Genomic DNA, 17,888 nt, shown 5'->3' with positions numbered 1-17,888 from the left:
CGCTAGATCGCGGCTTCGAGTTCCGCCTTCAGCTGCTGTCGAAGTCGCGCGTACCGGGTCCGGATCGTGGAGGGGTTCTTCTCGAGGATGCGTGCGGATTCTTCGAGAGTGAAGCCCTCCCAGTGGACCAGGCCGATGATGTCGCGATCGACAGTGGGCAACTGCTCAATGAGGTGGCGGAGGTGTGCGCTGATGTCGTCCAGCGGGTCGTGGGCTGGATTGTGGACGATGATCTGGTCCCGGAGGCGGTCGACGAGGCTCGTTCGGCGGCGAGTCGAGCGGTGGTGCGTGGCGAGGACTCGGCGTGCGACCCCGTAGATCCAGAGCGTCCCTTCGTCGCCGGCGGGGACGTCCTTCGCGCGGCGCCAGACGGTGAGCATGGTCTCGCTGAGGAGGTCGGGGGCGTCATCGAGGGGAGCTCGGCGGGAGAAGTAGCGCAGCAGCGGTTCTGCCTGCGCGAGAAGCAGGAGCTCCACTCGTCGGGCGCGCTCGTCGTCGCCTTGCCGCGTCGAGGAGGCTTTCGATGACAGCTGGTCATCCAAGGTCACCGCAGTTCTCCTTCGCAGTCGGACTCTGCGCCGCTCAGCATGTCCTCGGGTACCAGTTCCTCGGGGACTTCGGCCCAGATCACCGTGGTCAGAGCTGAATCGAACGAGAACCTGTCGAGGTTGGCTTGCGTGAGACTGGCGGCCTCTTCGCTGTTCCGTGGGATGTAGGGATGTGAGAGGGCTTCTTCGTAGACGCGCTGGCCGATCCCTGACCAGTCGTGCTCGGCGATGAAGTCCTTTACCGCTGCCGGGTCGCTCGTGCCGCCGATGCCGGCCTCGACCGCGTAGTGACAGCTGACCTGTCGACCTGAGTCGGTCGTGTAGTTGATCGGGACGATCGCGTCCGCATCGAACCCCACTGTGAAGACGACTGCTCCGGCTGTCGTCGCGGCGAGGACACCGATCACGGGGAGGATCAGAAGCGGGCGCCGCCACCACGGACGCCGTGGTGTCGCGCTCTTCGCGGTCGCGGACACCAGGTCCTCGATAACAGTGCGAGACGCGAGCGCACCTATCGGACTGCGTCCCGAGCGGGCCAGGAACTCATCGAATCCGTCGTCGTCCATCGTTCCTCCTCGAGCAGACCTTGCCCTTCACTATGGACATGGCCGGTCGGGCGCGCAACGTCTCAGGAACGCCGTCCAAGTTCTAAATGGTTGGCTTCCGCCGCGCGGCCGACGTCCCGTATGGGGATCCTCGTACGGGACAGCAGGGCCGACACGCGCTTGAGGACGACACCGACCGGGCGCGTCTAGAAGTCCCGCCGATGTCAGGAGGGGTCGCGGTCTCCGCGCACTGTTAGGAACCAGGCGGTGTCATTGTCCGCGTTCGATGCGGTGGCGTCGACACTCGATATCGGCTTCTCGCCAAGCGACGCGGGATCAATTTCGTGTGGGCCATCGGCGCAGTCGATCGCGTCGAGGGTGGTCGTCGTCCTCGTCGTCGCTCCGTCTGCTGTGGAGAACGATCCGATTTCGAGGTCGATCACTCCTTCGCCGAGGCAGTCGAAGGTAATCGTGGTCGGCAGCGCCGGCCTCTCGAGGGTGGCTTCGACGCGGCCGCCGTCATCGGCGGTGTCAGCGTCCAACGACAGGACCGCTACGACGTCGCGATCCGTTGCTGCGTCCGCTTGGCGCTCTTCGCGCCACTCCGTGATGCGAGGATCTTCGCCGGGTACCGGTGTGCAGCCCGCGAGAGCCGCCACGAGAACAAGACCAGCTGCTGCGCGGATAGGACGGGGCCTCATTGCTACACAGTAGAGGCACAGGACGCGGAAGAAGACCCGCAGTTACAGCGCGAGCGCTCCTGTCCTGCGCAACGCGGTACGTTTTGCTGACGAGGCACAGGGGGATGCGGTGGAATCGACGACGCGCCTGAGGTGGGTGGCCGGAGCCGCAGTCATGGCGCTCACGATGACGCTCATGGCCGGGTGTTCCGGTCCCGATACCGAGGCCTACTCCGATTTCAAGCGGGCGCAAGACGAGCGAGACGCTCTTCCCGACGTCGGCACTGTGGGAAACGGCTACGACCCCGCCTCGATCCGTTACGTCGGCTCAGCCGACGGACTGGACGTCTGGATCGGGTCGCAGATCACGACCGGAGGCCGGTGCGTCATCGTGGACGGAGAAGGCGACAACGAAGACGGAAGCGGCTGCGGGGATGAGCTGTCGCTGAACGGAGCATGGGTCGTCCAGATACACACCGATGGCGCCGGTCCAGACGACGCCACTGGCCTCGACTGGACGAGCCTCGGCGAGAACGTCTCTATCCGCCGGTACTAACCACCCCGCTCCTCACGTCGACCCCGCGGACGAGCATGTGAGAACGACCCCTATCGGCCGCCCGGTCGACCATCGTCCACCGGTCGTTCTGAAGCGCTGATTCGAGTGTCGGCCTACAGTGAGCCATGAGTAGTCCAGAGCCGAGTCTGCTGACGGACCCGCAGACCCCGGCACGCCCGTCGCGAACCAGGCTTGGCTGGTCGTTTGGTGTCGCACTGTTGGTCATCGCCGTGGGCGCGGTCTTCGTCGCAGGCATCGTCGCTCCAAGCCCTGGCGCAGTCGCGTCACCCGAAGCCAGTCCCCGATCGATCAGTGACTACGACGTCGCCCTCCTCGAACAGCCGGCCGATGTACCGGTGACGATGCCGAAGTACCTCGACGTGGGGAGCGTCGGCACTGGCGGGCTCGACGTCGACTCGTTCCGCCAGCTCGCGACCGAAGGCGGCACCACCTACCTCCTCGGGCTCAGCAACTCGACCGAGCTTTGCATGATCGTTGAGCTACCCGGGGACATTTCTGGGACGTCCTGCACGACGCCAGAGGACTTCGCAACGACCGCGCTCGCTGTTCGCGTACAAGGCCCCGGGCATGTCGCTGAGGGCTACGTCATCCCAGACCGAATCGCAGACGGGGGCAGCAACCTGCTGACAATCGATCCGCTGCTGTCGGCCGCAGAACGCGACCGCCTCACGGTTCCCGGAGGATACGAGCTGCAACCTCTCGTGCCGATGAACGCCGAAGACCGCGAGACGCTGAGCCAGTGAACCAGGGCGATCGAGCTGGCACTCGGCCGCGCCAGCCGCATTCGCTTCGTTCCGTTAGGGGGTCGCTCACCGCATCAGTTCGCCGAGGGGGACGCGCCGCGCTTCGGCGCGGGCGGCAGTGTCCCGTAAGACCCGCCCGAGGAAATGCCCGGTGACGGGGCGGCTATCGGGACACTGGAGTGGTGGATCAGAAGGCGTTGCTGCGTACCCGAGCCGAGGCGCTCGACGACCTCGAGCAGCAGCTGCGTTCCGAGGTCGACGTCGCGGGGGAGCGGATCGTGCGGACGGAGAACGGCTTCCGGCTGCAGGAGACGGAGACCTTCACGGTGGAGGTGTGGAAGATGCTGTTCAACTGGCGTCTCGTCGTCATGCCGCCGCGCCAGCAGGTCGAGACGACTCACGGGTACTGCTACTTCGGTACCGGCCTGGAGAGCTTGGCTCGCGCGGTCGCCGCCGGCCTGCAGTGGGCGGATCCGATGAACACTGCTCCGGAGGGGTTCGACAAGCAGGCGTTCTGACGTTGCTCTAAATCTCGGTCGTGGCGAGCCCGTCTGTCTGGGGGAGTGCGAGCGCACGGTAAAGGGTTGTGCGGTCGACGCCGAGCTTGCGTGCCACGGCTGCCTTCGGGATGCCGGCGGCGATGTCCGCTCGTGCTGCAGTGACCTGTTCGGCGTCGAGCCGGCGTTGCCGGCCGGTGTACTTCCCGGCGGCCTTTGCGATGCGGATGCCCTCGGCTTGCCGCTCGCGGATGAGGGAGCGCTCGAACTCGGCGAATGCGCCGAGCAGGTGCAGCATCAGCTGTCCGAGTGCGACGTCGCCGCCGGGTCCGTAGGTCTGCTGTTCCTTGATGAACTCGACGGAGGCTCCCTTCGCGACGATCTCGTCGACGACGTCGCGGAGATCTCGCAGCGAGCGCGCGAGGCGATCCATCGAGGCGACTCGGACGAGGTCGCCGTCTCGGACGTAGCGGATGCAGTCCGCGAGGGCAGGCCGGTCGGTGCGGGTAGCACCGGAGACCTTCTCTTCGAAGATCCGGTCCACGGCGCCGATCGCCTCAATCTGCCGACCCAGGTTCTGGTCGGCTGTGCTGACTCGGACGTAGCCGACGGTCTGCGTTCGTTGCGTCACTCCTAGACCTTGACACAGATGTGTAGCGAAAGAGGGAGAAGCGACCCTACTGCTACGCGCGTCGCTGGGTGTCACTGGTGTTGCGTTGGGGTGTACCTCAAGCGGGCAGCAAGCGTCGGCGCGATCATCGCAGTAGGTCTCGCCGCGAGCTACTAAGACGCAAGGGTGCCTGACCTTCACAACACCTGGGCATCGTCGAGCGATGCGACATGAGTTCCGGGGGAGCAGGGCGTAGTTCGTTGTCACAGCGAGGAGGAGTCATGGACGACAAGACTCCGCAGGACTTTGCTGAAACCGAGAAGGTTGTCTGTGATCGGTCTAACCCGACGGCGAGCACGTGTAAACACGCTAGCGAGCTAGCAAGTAGGTACCACTGAGTACAACTTGCTAGCTCGCTATCGTTTCGATAGTACGACGACTATCACTTAGTGCAATCAGATCTTTAATCCTGTACCGGGGTCAAGATGAAAGACGAGCCAATTTGGGTTTGACCATTATCTGCGGCGTCTACGTAGGCCCTTCACGATTCCAATAATAACAAGAATTACACCGATTGGCGGCCCCATAAATGCTATTGTTGTTGATCTCCCATTCGCTGGCTCAGTTCCCGCCATGAATGAATACCCAATAATTGCTCCGGAAATGGCAAGGACTACTAGTCCGATAACTACATAGCCCGTAGCTGTCACTTGCTTGTTGGGCATAACGTGCGTTCCTATCATTCTCTGTGAGCTCTATGCAAGTTCGAGCAGGTTGCCTAGATTCCCTTTTTTGCCATCCATCGATAAACAAAAAATGCTACGACACCCGAGGCGATTGCTATGATCCCAAGGGTAACAAACAAAGGATTACCATTAATCCCTTGAATAATCATCCCCGCCCCTACGACGAGAGCAATCCACGGCATAGCCAGCCGCAAGGGGCCATATCGCCATTTGTACTTTCTGGATACATTCGACAATTTACGATTCCCGGCCCTCATTCTATTCCCTGTTCTTCCAGAGCGCTATCGAGAAGGAGCCCGGCAACAAAACAACCACCGATAGCAACGATGATTCCTGCCGTCGTGGGGGCGGCTATCGCGCCTGCCAACCAGCCGCATCCAATGGCAAATTCAGCGGAGATTCCGGCCGCATCGCTGTCTGCGTTGAAGAGGCTATAGATGTCGCCGCCCCACATTAGGATGTCGATGATTTGAATGATTACCGCGGCGCTGAACAGCCCACTCGGATCGGATCGGTTGATCGGATCCGCGCCTGAGTAAAGGTAGGGGTTTGACTCTTGCCCGCTCGGGTCAACCTGAGTGAAGCGACCGAGGGAGGGGTCGTAATATCGAGCGCCGACTTTGTAAATGCCGCTGCTATCTACTTGCTGCAGGCCGATATAACGAACTGGGTTGCTAGTAGTCGCGGTGTTGTTCGTTGTGGCCCTAGCCTCACCATAGGGCGAGTAGCTGTATCCACCGACCCATGACCCGCTGCTGCTTATCAATCCAACGACCGAGCCGAGCGCGTCTTTCGAAAAATAGGTCGAACCATTGGCGTCGCGGAAGCTGAGAACACTGCCGTCGGGGGTGCGTGTGTAGTTCCTAGATGTCGAAACGGCCACGCCCAACGGGGTGGTGCGAACAGGTGACGTGCCGATGAAGGTGAGGTTGCTATTACCTGTGCTCCGGTATTTCATCGTGGTCGCGCCGACTTTTTGTTGCTGTCCAAAGATAGAAAAGGTAGTCGATTGTCCCGTCAGGCCATTTGTGGTCTGGTTTCCCGCCGCATCGTAGGTCCATGTCGTCGTGGAACCCGTGGCGGAGGTCAACTGGTTGGCATCGTTGTAAGCGTAGTTGATGGTTCCCGCCGTTGCGCCAGTGCCTCCCGATCGAATTTGGTTTGTGCGGTTTCCTGCGTTGTCGTAGGCGTACTGCCAAGACGCGGTCGTACTTGCACCGATTTTCTCTTCGGCCTTACGGAGGTGAAGGAGGGAGTCGTAGCTGTAAGTGCTAATCGCGCCGGCGGTGATTCCTTCCTCTTTATAGGATGTGCGGCTCTGAATTGCTGCGCGGTCGCCGGCAGTGCCAGTGATTCCGGGCTGTTGGAAGGAGTAGCCGATGTCCATGAGAACAGCGTTCGCTGCTGTTTTGGTCGTGATGCGGGTGGGTCGGCCCGAGGTGTCGTAGGCGGTGGACTGCGTGGTGTTACCGGGGAAGACCCGGGTCAGTTCTCGGCCGTTGGCGTCGTAGGTGAAAGTGGTGCAGCCGGAGTTCGTTGCGGGGGCACCTGTGGTGGGGCATGTGCCTCCGGGCTCTTTGACCTTCGTGAGTTGGTTGGCGCTGTCGTAGGTGTAGGTGGTGTTGCCGTTGGGGTCGGAATAGGTGACGAGGTTGCCGACCGCGTCATAGTCGAAGGTGGCGCGCCATTCACTTACCGGTGAAGCTGGAGTGCCGCCAGCTACGGCAGCAGATGCTCCGCCGGGGTCGGTGGTTTGAAGCACGTTAGTGACCTGGCTCCAGTAGTCGACCTCGACCTGGCGACCGATGGTGTCGGTGTCGTAGAACGTGGGGCGGGTTGTTGTGTACGTCTGGGATGGGTTGGTCAAGTTCGGCACGTCAGATCGGTCGTTGCTGTAAGTGAGATAGCCGGCTTTGCTCCATTCCTGCGAGTTCTGGGTAAGTGTCGTGCTTGTGCGGTTAAGCGTCACCTGTATGCGGTCATCGACACCGTACTGGTAGGTGAGGGTCGTCCCGCGGCCGTCCTTGACGGTCCTGACTCGGCTGAGCGAGTCGTAGGTGTAGGTCGTTGTCCCAAGTGGTGCGGGAGGAGTGGCGGTGAGGAGTTCGCCCTTGCTGTTGTAGGCGTAACTGGTGACCTTGTTGTTCCCATCGGTAGAGGTGCAGACCTGGCCCGCCTTGCCGCCACAGACAGTGCCGGTGCTGTTGTCGTAGGTGTACTTCTGCGTGACTGCTCCGGATCCGCCGGCGGTGGTGTCGGTGCGGGAGAGCAGGTTTCCGGCCGGGTCGTACTGCATGGTCTTGCTGTTCCCGGCGGCGTCGGTAGCGCACTTGGGCTGGTACTGGTTGCCGGAGCTGCTGGAGCAACCAGCGCCGAGTGCGTACTGCGCAGAGGCGGCGGCCCCGGTGGGCAGGGAGATTTGGGTGGCGTTGTTGAGGGAGTCGTAGGCGTAGGTGGTTGAGTTCCCTGGTGTAGTGCCGCTAGCGAGGGAGTCAGTGGTCTTGCTCACGTCAAAGTTGGTTGACCATTCAGTGGCGCGCTCGCGGTTGAGCTGATCCTTCGTTCCGGTGACCTTCCCCTCAGCGTCGTAGCTGTAGGTGGCGTTCTTGCCGTTGGCGTTATTCACGACCGTCGAACCGGCGTTGTAGGTGAACGTCGTCACCCGGTTGGCCTTCGCCCCCCATGTGTCGGAGGTGACGGTCTGAGCGACTGTCTTCACGCGGTGGCTGGTGTCGTACGTGAAGGTCGTCTTGCCGGCACCGGTCGGGCCGGTGATTGTCGACAGTCGACCGGTCGTGTCGTAGGTGTAGGTCGCGACACCGCCGTCCGGGGCGGTGACGGTCGAGAGACGGTTGGAGCTGTCCCGGGTATAGGTCGTCTCGCGAGAGCCAGCGTCAGTGAGCTTGTCGATGAACGCGCCGGTGTAGGTGAAGGTGTTCGTGCGGGCCGCGGCGTCGGTGATCGTCGTGATCTTGTTCGAGGTGTACGCGAACGACAGGCCGGTTCCGTTGCGGTCAGCGTCCTTGATGAGGAAACCGCCGAGAGCGAAGGTCAGCTTCTCGCCAGTGCGGTTGTAGATGAGGGTGTACTCGGTGCTGCTCTTCGTCAGCGTCGCATTCAGCCCGGAGGGAGTGTTCCATCCGCCCGACCCGTTCGACGTAAACACACTTTGGAAGCCGTTCGAACCCTTCAGCGTGATCGCCGACGAAGTAATCGACAGGCCAACGTCTTGCCCGACCCCGAGGATCCAACCGCCACCGAACGAGCCGTCGACGGAGCCGAGGCCGTTGTAGAACCGGTCCACACGGGAGCCCAGGCCGGGCCCGTTGACAAGGGAGTCGTTCGCCCCGACGACCAAGTTGCCGTTCGCAACGTTCACGCTGGCTGTCGTGTCATCCCAGAGCGCGAAGTCTTCGAAGGAGTAGTACGGCAGGTTTCCCAGCCCTGGTGCTCCCACATTGACGGTGCCCGACACGCGCTGCGCCTGTCCTGCCTTCGACGTCGATGCCGCCGAGAGCAGCCGGGAGCCATCTGTAGGCACCCACACTGCGCTCGCTGGTGGGGTCTCGCCGATCACTTTCGTATTAGCTTCGGCTGGCGGCTCCCACGGTGGGGACAGCTCGACACCGTTCGCGGCCAGAAGAGCTTGGGAAACAGCATCGAGATCGGTAGATCCTGCTGCGAACGCGGGGACGGCGACGACCCCGGAGACGATGAGCGCACTTGCCGTCACGATGGCAAGACGACGCCGAAAGACCATGAGAACTCCCTAGAGTCAGGCACCATTGCCCATCGATGCAAGTTTCAAATCTTCTGCACAGCTACACAGGCCCCCCTATGGGGCACGCGGCTCTACCCGCGCACAGCTGACCTTGACCTGTCGAACATTTTTCTTCAGACTTTCGCCCAGTGGAATTAGATAAACCTCACAGACAGAGCTAAGAGCGATGGATGAAGAGTTACGTTGCTGGCAGCGGGGTCGACCGGCCCGTCCTGTCGTGGGTCGGACCGCCACTGTGCTTGGTTGCAGCGTTGGTGACGTCGGCGGGGATGTGGCCGCGGCTCTTCAGCCGAGCGCTCGCCTGAATCAGGGGGGGCGTCCAGCCACCGAACTGACATAAGGTAGATTATCGGATAAATCCTCAGGTTTACGGGGGTGAGTGGTGGCGGGCGATGGGCGCTCGTAATTGTGCCGGTGAGTGAAGCGTGGGAGCGGGGCGCTTGCGGGACGGCTCGGCGTTCGCACTGATGCCCCACTCCTTGTCATGCACGCCCGCGCGGTCAGGCGACGCGAGGATGGGTGAGTACTGCGTTGGATGATGTCGGTGGCGGTGAATCGGGTGTACCGCAGTAGGGCGAGGCTGGCGGGCATCTGAAAGCGTTTGTTCTCGTCGGATGGCTCGCCTTTCTCGACATCGGGTGGCCGGGCCGTGGCTTGAGCGCCATCGTCACAGGAACTTTCCGCTCCGTCTGTGTCCTTTCCGTTCGACGATGTAGAGCTCCTCGGTCCGTCGTAGGGGCTGGCAGCTGTTCCTCGGATGGCTGAAGAGTTTGCGGGCGCGGTTGTGGTCCGCTTCTTGCCCCTCGTCAGGGTCCTCGGGTCACTGGGGTCAGGGCGCGAGCTAGCGTGGGGGTCTCTGCTCGAACGCCATCAAGGGGGAACCATGGATCACGACGACCAGCATTCAACGACAAGTCTTGGACGCCGCACTATTTTGCGTAGTGCTGCGTGGGTGGCTCCGACCATCGCGGTCGCGGTCGCCGCTCCTCTTGCGGCTGCATCGACCGAGACCGGCACGATCGCTACCGATCAAGACCGTTACGTCGGCGTCCGTAACGGGGATCGCGTCGACTTCCCTGTTGTTCGTGGCACGGTGACGGTGCGGAACGGGGCGATGCCGATGACGGTGCATCTCGAGCACACCGGTACGACCGACCAGGTGGATCTGCGCCGCGACGCGGGCTGGAGCGCTGCCATCGATCCCTCGACCGGCCGCTTCGCCTTCGACGGTATCTACAACGCGATCGTGGGCGGCGCCGACCCCTACGCGTACGTCTACATTCGGGTGCTCGACAACAACGAGGTCGACTTCGGGCAGGCGATCGCGGTCCTCGCCGGCTAATCAGTGACCACCGGCAGCACCTCTGTGGTGCTGCGACGCGAAGTGCCCCTGCCTGCCAGCTCTCGTGAGCAGCGCGCAGGGGCCTTCTGCTTTTCAGAGCGTCGCGGTCTTGCCCACAGCATGCGATCGCGCAAATGGGGCATCCCGTGCTCCGCGCAACTTCGGTGTGGTGCGGCCGTGAGACAGCTTTCGGTGCCACGTGGGTTAGTACGGGAACGAGAGGCCAAGGTCTGATTTCCCGGTGTTGCGTTTCTCGCTCGAGCGGGCAGCGCCGTCTGATCGGCTGCCCCGGCCAGGGATGCGGCGCCGATCGCGCTCAGGCGTGCCAAGCGCGTTAGGCGCTGGGAGGCTCCGCGTTGCGGTCGTCTGCGAGGTTCAGTCCGCCCGAGCTGTTCGCGGAGGCGACGAGATGTTCAATCCACTCGCGGTTCAGTGCCGGGGGGCGGCCGCCGGAGTAGTTGAAGTGGATGGGGACGCCGTTGTCGATCCAGATCGCGTGCCGGCCCTCGTCGGTCTGGGCTCCGGGGCGCCAGGATACGAAGAACGCCTCATGGCGTCGTAGTTTCACGCCGACGACGACCTGGAGGTGGAGGAGCACGCGGTCGTCGAACGGGAATGATTCGGTGCCGTAGTGGAGGTAGCCCATACTCTGTTGCTTTCCCGGTGGAGGTCGAACAGGCCGACCATCGTTCGTGCCGGCGAGTGTGAGCGACGGCGAGGTTGTTCTTGCGCTGTGGCGTGGCTGAGGGCGCGCCGTTCGGGGCGGCGCACCCCCGCCGGCGGGCTTGGCGCTCTCGCGTCGCAAGCCAGAGGTCGGCGGTCCAGGTCCACGGCCGATCCGTGCGAAATCATACACATCAGTCGTTAAGCGACTTAGCGATCGACGGCCCTCTGAGGAGCGAGAAGGCAGCGCGAGCGGTGGCTATGTTCGGGTCTGGTATTTCTGGTGAGCTGGGGTCGGGAGGATCGGTCGGCGGAGGGGGCACTGTGGGGGCGTACGACGAGGCGGAGGATCTTCCTTCATCGCCGCGGCCCCATATTGGCGTCACCGTGGTCCTGCTCGTTCTGCTGACGTCGGTACTGGCCGGCGTCGTCGCTGTCTTCCTGTTTGCGGTCGGGTCGTTAGGTGACTCGGCTCCGGGGGCGGTGCCGCCGGCGGGGAGTGGCCAGGAGCTGGTGTACGAGCTCGTGCCGGTGTTGGACGATTATCCGGCGATCGCGAAGCTTCTTCCCGCGAACACCGAGTCGGACAGTGCAGGCTTGCGCGATGCCTGCGGGGCGCTCGCGGACCGCGATGCGGAGGTCATGATCATCGACGGCGCGACATCTGGCGCGTTCCGGGTCGCCCTGGACGCGGCCGCCGAGGCGCCGGAGCACCAGACCTGCTGGATAGGGTTCCACTGGGTCAAGGACGAAGGATGGCGTGCTTCCGCGATCCGCCACTGATCACGGCTGAGCGTGGACGAGCGTCCGCGTCACGGCTTGCAGGGGGACCACTCGTGTGAGGGCAGTTCGCGCAGCTCCTCGTTCACCCAGACCCGCCAGCACGTGTCGGTGCGCTCCTGGAAAGCGCCGCTGATGGTCTCGTGTGACCAGCCGTCGCGCGATCGGATCCAGCGAACGAACCAGACCATCTGACCGGCCAACGGCTCCGTGTTGCGCGACATGTACTCATCATCCCGGACGCCTGCCCGCGCAACGTGTACTCGTCAGTAGTGAAGCTGCGTGCTCCACCCGTCTTGACCGCACCCGGCCCACTGGGTGTAGTACAAGCCGCGCTTGTTCAAGAACGGCCGCACGTAATCCAGGCCCGCCGGCTGGTCTGAGCTGGCGCGAACGAAGAAGTTCTCGGGACCAAAAAGCGGAAGCCCGGTCTCGGCCAACGCGGTGCCGGTCCCGTCGAGGATCGTGAGGCGCCACTGGTCTCCGATGTACTCGACCGTCGCCGTTTCGGCGGAGCTGAAGTCGATCATGCGGGGAGCATAACCACCGCGCGTTACGCCTGGTGTCGTTTCGCTCGGGTGCGGTTTCTTCCCTGGGAAGCGGCCCGACGTCGGCATCCCCCGACGCGGGGCCGGGCCGCTACTCCCGGCTCGGGGGCCGAGCCGCGTCCGAGCCGGGAGCACTGGGGCCGGAGCGAACGGCACTCCGTACGTGCTCAACCGTAGGCGTCGACCGTGCTCACAGGAGGAGGGTTGACGGCCCTTACGGCTGTTGGGGGTGCTGCTCTCGGCCGCGCTGTGGTAACGCGGCCGAGAGCAGAGCGACACCGACGACCCCTCGTCGGTCTGCCGCGCGCGGCGTCAAGGTCCCCACTTCTCAACCGCACCGCCACTTTAGACACGAAGTGCCGAGAGGGTGAGTGTCAGGGGAGCGGGTCGAGCAACTCCCGTCAGCGCCGCTCAGCATCCTGACCGCTGGCCGCGCTCCGTCTGCCCAGCTCGCTGACGACCGACGCGGAGGCAGCCAGGAGGGCGTGCTCGTCCTGCGCGTCGGTATCGACTGGGACGACGACGAAGGCGCTGTCGGCGTTCACCGTCATCCGAACTTCCATGACCTGTCCGTCCGCGCGCAGCGCGGGAATGGCAACCGATTCCGAGTGACCGCCGGCGGCGATCGAACCGACGAAGGTGAGGAGGGCCGTGCACACGTCGTCGGTTGTCGTGAACGTCGCGGAAGCATGAGTCATCTGCTGCATTCACCGATTTTCGCAGCCCGCTTCCATCCGCGGTGAACGATGTTCGGAGCGTGCCGAGACCGAGAAGCCGGACAGCCCACGCTGCGTCCCGTCGGGCGGTTCCTGACTGCCTTCGGCCTTGGCCGCGACCTGATCGACTGACGACAGGCCGCCAGCGGACTGCCAACGGCCTGCCCCCGCCAGCGGGGTCCGGGCTGGCCTTGCTGACACTAGCCCTCCCATCTGTCGTCATCGCCTACGCGATGTACCGCTCCGGTGAGCGTCCGGCAGGAGCAGGCTGATCGGAATGCTTCTTGAGGTGAGCATTCTCTGAGGCCATCCATCCGATAAGCGGCGCGATGCCGGAGGCGGGTGGCCGTCAGGAGTGCCCCGGAGGGGCATCCCGAAGGGACGCGCAGCGCTCTTGATGGTCGGCCGCCGCAGGCAAGAGTGAAGCGTCGGATGGACGGCCGGACCGCCGCCGGCGCGCACGTCGCGGGAAGGGGGAAGCCCCCGCGAGCATGACTGCTCGAGCGGGGGCTTCCTACGCGACGAGGGCGGTCGTCGTGCGCGATCAACTTACTCGTTCGGCCATGACGCCAGGGCGTCGCGGGGGACGATCGTCGGCACTCCGTCGATGGTCTGGATCGTCGTGCCGGGCTCTCCGAGTCCGGCGGCGTGCGCGATCGCTGCGAGGACCAGGCGCGTGTATTCGAGGTCGAGGCCGGCGACGTCCTCTCGGAGGTCGACAGGGACGCCCTGTCCGAGCGATGAGGCGATTCGCGCGACGCGCTGTTCGCCTCCGCTGAGCGCTCCAATTTCGTCGCCGAGGCGGTCGAAGTCGATTGCGCTCGTCTTCCAGGCGTTGTCGGTCTTGACCCACGGTGCGCTCGTGTACACGAGGCCCGATCGGATCAGCAGTTCGACGGCGGCCGTGAGCGGGTTGGACCCCTCCGCCCAGGCGCGGATCTGATCGTGGAGCGCGGCGGAGTCGTCGTCGGTCATGCAGCGTTCTCGATTGACGTGGAGCTGTCGCTCTCGGTCGACTCGGCGGTACTTCCCTCCGCCGAGGTCGTGCGTCGCGAGCGGGTGACGCGAGCGCGAGTCTGCTCGGGTCGCGGCACTCCTGCTGCGCGGAGTTCCTTCTCCGACCATCCGGCGGCGAGGGCGTCCGCCCATGCCTTGCTGTGCCGGTTTTGCGCGTCGCTGAGGGTGGCGCGTGCGGTGTCGGTGTCGTTGGCTGCGGAGACGATCGTGCGGACCGCCTCGACGCGCCTCTCGACGCTCTGTTCGAGCAGTCGGCGCGCGGCGTCGGCGGCGTCGTCAGGGTTCCTCGTGTGGTCGCTCATGCGGAAAGGCTAGCCGCCACCACCGTCATCCGGAAGGCGCGGACCCGACGTCCCCGCCTCGGCTTCGCCAGCCGAGACGCTCGGGTGTCCTTCGGACCCCGAGTTGCACCTGAGCGGCGCTCTGGGTGGAGGGTCATTTCGGGAGCGAGTTGCACCTGAGCGGCGCTCTGGGTGGAGGGTCATTTCGGGAGCGAGTTGCACCTGAGCGGCGCTCTGGGTGGAGGGTCATTTCGGGAGCAAGCTATGAGTTTACCCCTGGTAACCTGCTCGCGCCCCTTTCGCTGCGCGGCCGGTGCGACGCATACTGGTCGTATGGTCCCCGCCTGGGGGCGGGTTCGCTGCGCTGGGCCGGGGAGGACGGTGGGATCGTGTCGGAGTCGTCACGTGAGGGCCGGTTATTCGGTCGGCGTCGTCGGGCGAATGTGCCGGGGGAGCAGCGTCGTACGAAGAAGTACGAGGTGGCGGTGTCCCCGTCCGAGGACGCGCATCTGCGCGCGCGGGCGGAGGTTCTCGATGTGACGGTGCCGCGTCTGCTGTTCGAGTCTGCGATGAACGCGCAGGTGCGTACGGACACGGAGTGGAAGCTGGTGGGTGCTGAGTTGTTTCGGGTGTCGCGGCTGTTGAAGTCGGTCTCGGACAACATGAATCAGCTCGCGCGATTCGCGAACGCTGAGGGCCGGTTTCCGGCTGAGGCGGAGGATGTGTACGCGGAGTACCGGCGCTTGGTGCCCAAGCTCGAGGCGACGATCGATCGGCTGGCGGGGCAGTGAGGACGAACATCACGCGCGGCGCACAGATGTCCGGGCTGATGTCCTACCTCGCCGGTGCGGGCAAGGCCAACGAGCATACGGAGCAACACCTTGTCGCGGGGGACGCATCGATCATGGCGATGCACGGGGACGCGGTGTTGGATCGTGCAGCGGCGGTGGAGATCGCGAAGAGCTTGGATCGACCTCGTCGATTCTTTGGCACGGAAGTCACGCGGCTCGCGGTGCAGAAAGACGACAACGGTGTCGCTCTTCGTGACGCGGCCGGCGCGGTTGTGAAGGAGCGGGTGCAGGCGGATGTCTGGCATTGCTCGTTGTCCCTGTCGGCGGAGGAGGGTCAGCTGACGGATGAGAAGTGGGGGCAGATCGCCACCGATTTCGTGCAGCGGATGGGGTTCGCGGGGGAGGACCTCGGGAAGGCGAATTGCCGGTGGGTGGCGGTGCGTCACGGGCTGTCGAAGAACGGCAACGATCACGTTCACATCGCGGTGTCGCTTGTGCGCGAGGACGGCACGAAAGCGGACGTGCACCATGACTTCGCCCGCTCGCAGAAGATCAGCCAGGAGTTGGAACGCGACTACGGCTTGCAAGTGTCGACCCAGCCCGAGCGGGAGTACGGCGAGCGTGGTGTGAAGCCCGGCGCGCGCGAGTCCGCGCAGCGCCGGGGCCAGGTCGAACCGGACATGCACCGTCTCGAGCGGGTAGTGCGAGCGTCGGCTGTCGCGTCGGTGGATGAGGGCGAGTTCGTGCGTCGGATGCGACAGGCCGGCGTGCTCATCCGCCCGCGTTTCGCGGCGGGCCGCGATGACGTCGTAGCCGGCTACTCGGTAGCTCTTCGACCCGAGAAAGGTCAGCCGGTCGTCTGGCACGGCGGCGGCAAGCTGGCGCGTGACCTGACGTTGCCGGAGCTGCGAAAGGTATGGCCAGATCGTCCGGAGACGGCCACCGCTGCGGTTCAGGAGTGGCGGGCGACGTCGAAGAATCCATGGCGATACGCGCCCGCGAATCCCGGCCGCGAGATGCGCGAACCGTCGCCGGAGCTGTGGACGCAGTACGCCCGCGAGCTCGGAGCATTGCGGGAGAAGCTGAGCAGCGTCTCCTTCGAGGATCGCGACACGTGGGCGCGCGTCGCCAAGGAGACGGCCGGCGCGTTCGCGGCCTGGTCGCGGCGGGTCGAACCGACACCGGGACCGCTCGCGGAAGCGTCGCGATCGCTCGCCCGATCCGCGCACCTGCGCGCGTACGAGACACAGGCGAGGCCAGTGTCGTGGTCCTCTGCCGCCGGTAACGCGATGGTTCTGATGCACGTCGCGCAGACCGGCAAGCCGACCGTCGCGCTGGCGCTCGTGCTGCGCGAGCTCGAGAAGCTCTCCCGCGCCGTTCACGACATGCACCGAGCCGCGGGCGATGCCCGCCGCGCGCAGGACGTGCGCATGATGATGCAGCAGCGGCTGCAGTCGGTGTCGCAGCAGATGCCCGCCCTCCCCGACACCGGCGGGACGAAGCCGACGCAGCCGACGCTCACCGTGGAGCAGCAGCAGGTCCAGACGCGGATGGCCGCCGAGCGAGGCTGGGCCGAGGGCACGCCGCTGCCGAAGCCGCTGGAGAAGCGCACTGCCGACTGGGCGCGCGATTCGCCAGCGCCGCAGCGTGGCCGCGACGATGACCGCGGCCGCTAAGACCATCACCACCGAACGAGGGGATCGACCATGAGCGAGAACGACGCAGACGGCGGTGTCGAGGAATCGACCAACGCCGCCCTCCGGACTGCACTGACTGTCGCCATACAGATCGCGGAGAAGTTCTCCCGCCTGCGCGAGCAGATGCTCCGAGACGCAGAGCGACGAGATGCCGCCGCGGCACGCGAGATGTCCGCGCGATTCGACGCTCAGCGCGGCGCAGCGGTCGCGGAGCTCGCCGTGGTCGACCGCCCCCAGTGGTGGGAGAAGGCGACCGTCTCGGACATCACCCGCGTCACGGAGACAGCCCAGACGTGGCGAGGGTTCGACGACCGTGCTGCGGCGGCCGCCGACACGATCGGCCGTGAGGTCCAGAACCGCTACGGCGTCGACGTCAACGCTCTCGCGGCCCAGGAGCGAGCGAAGGCAGCTAAGGAGCGCACCGAGGCGTCACAGCTGGTCACGGAAGCTGACAGGCTCGATGGCCGCGCGCAGGACACCCCCGTCTCCGGCGAGACGGCGACCGATGTCGTCGCGCAGCTCGAATCCCAGGCGCTCGCGTACGACGCGGCCGCCAACCGCGGTGGTGACGACGGCAAGACCCCAGACGAGCTGCGCGACCTCGCCAGCGATGCGCGCGCTCAGGCGCAGCTCCATCGAGATGCTGCGACCGATGCGCCCGCGTCCGCGCAAGCAGGTAATGCGACTGTGGCTCGTGCCGACGCCGGTAACGCCTACGACAGCTCGGAGCGCCGCGAGGCCTTCGCGGCGAGCTTGAACGACAGGGGCATCAGTGCGGAGGACCTCAAGGCTCGCCTGCGCGCCGACATCGACCAGGCTCGACCTCCCGCCGAAGTGCTCAACTCGCCCAACCGCACCGCCCGAGTGAAGTCCCCGACTGCACCTGCCGTCAGCCGGCAGCGTCAGCGCGGCGATCGCAGCCGCTGAGCGGCCGCTGAGTCAAGGTTGGTGGTCAGGTCTTTTTCGGGCGATTTTCACCTGGCTGAGACAGCCTGAAGTTCTTCGATGCAAAGGAGCATTCTCATGGGCAAGAGCAGTGACAAGGTCGAACAGTCGTCAGACGCCTCGAAGGTGGTCTTCAACCCCGAGTCGGGGGTTTCCAGCAACTACTACGGTAGCGGTGACGAGGGTGACGGCCCCGGGCACGGACACGCGGACGTGACCGAGAACGGTGACGTGACGTTCAATCGCGAACCGAACAACTGAGCAACCGATGGTCGCCGTTTCCTGACCACGGCGGTCTTGCACGAGAAGGACCGGAACCACGTCTGTGGTTCCGGTCCTTCCCTGTCTGGAGCCGGTCGCCCGGCGTGCTCTCGTCGCGCA

General features: G+C 64.7%; 20 protein-coding genes. 9 read left to right on the top strand and 11 right to left on the bottom strand.

Going from position 1 to position 17,888, the window contains the following annotated elements:
* Nucleotides 1–2: 2 nt before the first annotated feature.
* The 3 genes from EDF45_RS21485 to EDF45_RS19295 form a co-directional block, all read right to left on the bottom strand.
* Entirely contained in the window at nucleotides 3–476 is a 474-nt protein-coding gene (locus EDF45_RS21485) for an RNA polymerase sigma factor (protein WP_260312377.1), read from the bottom strand.
* A 68-nt stretch (nucleotides 477–544) separates the two neighbouring features.
* Entirely contained in the window at nucleotides 545–1,114 is a 570-nt protein-coding gene (locus EDF45_RS21480; RefSeq protein WP_185020283.1) for a hypothetical protein, read from the bottom strand.
* 203 nt (nucleotides 1,115–1,317) lie between these two features.
* Nucleotides 1,318–1,635: a hypothetical protein gene (locus tag EDF45_RS19295; protein WP_123737496.1), complete on the bottom strand. Its 318-nt coding sequence runs from the start codon at nucleotides 1,633–1,635 to the stop codon at nucleotides 1,318–1,320.
* 268 nt (nucleotides 1,636–1,903) lie between these two features.
* On the opposite strand from EDF45_RS19295, the gene EDF45_RS19290 reads away from it, so the two are divergent.
* The 3 genes from EDF45_RS19290 to EDF45_RS19280 all read left to right on the top strand — a co-directional run bounded on the left by EDF45_RS19290 (nucleotide 1,904) and on the right by EDF45_RS19280 (nucleotide 3,611).
* Entirely contained in the window at nucleotides 1,904–2,329 is a 426-nt protein-coding gene (locus EDF45_RS19290; protein ID WP_148060339.1) for a hypothetical protein, read from the top strand.
* A 218-nt stretch (nucleotides 2,330–2,547) separates the two neighbouring features.
* A complete protein-coding gene (locus EDF45_RS19285) occupies nucleotides 2,548–3,093 on the top strand; it encodes a hypothetical protein (RefSeq protein WP_148060340.1) in 546 nt (181 codons plus the stop codon).
* Nucleotides 3,094–3,290: 197 nt separating this feature from the next.
* On the top strand, nucleotides 3,291–3,611 hold the full coding sequence (locus EDF45_RS19280) for a hypothetical protein (RefSeq protein WP_148060341.1): 321 nt from the start codon (nucleotides 3,291–3,293) through the stop codon (nucleotides 3,609–3,611).
* 7 nt (nucleotides 3,612–3,618) lie between these two features.
* On the opposite strand, the gene EDF45_RS19275 is transcribed toward EDF45_RS19280, so the two are convergent.
* Together EDF45_RS19275 and EDF45_RS19270 are read right to left on the bottom strand one after the other, a co-directional pair.
* Nucleotides 3,619–4,221, bottom strand: a complete 603-nt coding sequence (locus tag EDF45_RS19275) for a recombinase family protein (RefSeq protein ID WP_221181163.1) — start codon at nucleotides 4,219–4,221, stop codon at nucleotides 3,619–3,621.
* Between the two features lie 978 nt (nucleotides 4,222–5,199).
* Nucleotides 5,200–8,706 carry an RHS repeat domain-containing protein gene (locus EDF45_RS19270; RefSeq protein WP_123737501.1) on the bottom strand — a complete coding sequence of 1,169 codons (3,507 nt, stop codon included), beginning with the start codon at nucleotides 8,704–8,706 and terminating at the stop codon, nucleotides 5,200–5,202.
* Nucleotides 8,707–9,610: 904 nt separating this feature from the next.
* Between EDF45_RS19270 and EDF45_RS21080 the strand changes: the two genes are divergently transcribed.
* Entirely contained in the window at nucleotides 9,611–10,069 is a 459-nt protein-coding gene (locus EDF45_RS21080) for a hypothetical protein (RefSeq protein ID WP_148060342.1), read from the top strand.
* A gap of 334 nt (nucleotides 10,070–10,403) precedes the next feature.
* Here EDF45_RS21080 and EDF45_RS19260 read toward each other — a convergent pair whose 3' ends face one another.
* The gene (locus EDF45_RS19260) at nucleotides 10,404–10,715 is read right to left on the bottom strand and encodes an ATP-dependent DNA ligase (protein WP_123737503.1); all 312 of its coding nucleotides are present in this window, start codon (nucleotides 10,713–10,715) and stop codon (nucleotides 10,404–10,406) included.
* Nucleotides 10,716–11,056: 341 nt separating this feature from the next.
* On the opposite strand from EDF45_RS19260, the gene EDF45_RS19255 reads away from it, so the two are divergent.
* Entirely contained in the window at nucleotides 11,057–11,515 is a 459-nt protein-coding gene (locus tag EDF45_RS19255) for a hypothetical protein (RefSeq protein WP_123737504.1), read from the top strand.
* A gap of 29 nt (nucleotides 11,516–11,544) precedes the next feature.
* On the opposite strand, the gene EDF45_RS19250 is transcribed toward EDF45_RS19255, so the two are convergent.
* The 5 genes from EDF45_RS19250 to EDF45_RS19230 form a co-directional block, all read right to left on the bottom strand.
* Nucleotides 11,545–11,736, bottom strand: a complete 192-nt coding sequence (locus EDF45_RS19250) for a hypothetical protein (protein WP_123737505.1) — start codon at nucleotides 11,734–11,736, stop codon at nucleotides 11,545–11,547.
* Nucleotides 11,737–11,778: 42 nt separating this feature from the next.
* A complete protein-coding gene (locus EDF45_RS19245; protein ID WP_123737506.1) occupies nucleotides 11,779–12,042 on the bottom strand; it encodes a hypothetical protein in 264 nt (87 codons plus the stop codon).
* A 419-nt stretch (nucleotides 12,043–12,461) separates the two neighbouring features.
* Nucleotides 12,462–12,767: a hypothetical protein gene (locus EDF45_RS19240; protein WP_123737507.1), complete on the bottom strand. Its 306-nt coding sequence runs from the start codon at nucleotides 12,765–12,767 to the stop codon at nucleotides 12,462–12,464.
* Between the two features lie 558 nt (nucleotides 12,768–13,325).
* On the bottom strand, nucleotides 13,326–13,751 hold the full coding sequence (locus EDF45_RS19235) for a hypothetical protein (protein ID WP_123737508.1): 426 nt from the start codon (nucleotides 13,749–13,751) through the stop codon (nucleotides 13,326–13,328).
* Entirely contained in the window at nucleotides 13,748–14,095 is a 348-nt protein-coding gene (locus EDF45_RS19230; protein ID WP_123737509.1) for a hypothetical protein, read from the bottom strand. The genes EDF45_RS19235 and EDF45_RS19230 overlap by 4 nt, the downstream gene beginning before the upstream one ends.
* A 125-nt stretch (nucleotides 14,096–14,220) precedes the next feature.
* Between EDF45_RS19230 and EDF45_RS21985 the strand changes: the two genes are divergently transcribed.
* From EDF45_RS21985 to EDF45_RS19210, 4 genes are all read left to right on the top strand, one after another.
* Nucleotides 14,221–14,865, top strand: coding sequence for a plasmid mobilization protein (locus EDF45_RS21985; RefSeq protein ID WP_397460066.1), 645 nt, complete (start codon nucleotides 14,221–14,223; stop codon nucleotides 14,863–14,865).
* The gene (locus EDF45_RS19220; RefSeq protein WP_123737511.1) at nucleotides 14,862–16,541 is read left to right on the top strand and encodes a relaxase/mobilization nuclease domain-containing protein; all 1,680 of its coding nucleotides are present in this window, start codon (nucleotides 14,862–14,864) and stop codon (nucleotides 16,539–16,541) included. The genes EDF45_RS21985 and EDF45_RS19220 overlap by 4 nt, the downstream gene beginning before the upstream one ends.
* Before the next feature lie 30 nt (nucleotides 16,542–16,571).
* Nucleotides 16,572–17,489 carry a hypothetical protein gene (locus EDF45_RS19215; RefSeq protein ID WP_123737512.1) on the top strand — a complete coding sequence of 306 codons (918 nt, stop codon included), beginning with the start codon at nucleotides 16,572–16,574 and terminating at the stop codon, nucleotides 17,487–17,489.
* A gap of 96 nt (nucleotides 17,490–17,585) precedes the next feature.
* Nucleotides 17,586–17,768 carry a hypothetical protein gene (locus EDF45_RS19210; protein ID WP_123737513.1) on the top strand — a complete coding sequence of 61 codons (183 nt, stop codon included), beginning with the start codon at nucleotides 17,586–17,588 and terminating at the stop codon, nucleotides 17,766–17,768.
* Nucleotides 17,769–17,888 lie beyond the last annotated feature (120 nt).

It is taken from the genome of Rathayibacter sp. PhB186 (assembly GCF_003751825.1).
In the GTDB taxonomy this organism is placed as follows: domain Bacteria; phylum Actinomycetota; class Actinomycetes; order Actinomycetales; family Microbacteriaceae; genus Rathayibacter; species Rathayibacter festucae.
Note: the sequence above shows the minus strand (reverse complement) of the source record. Positions and strands in the feature narration are given on the sequence as shown.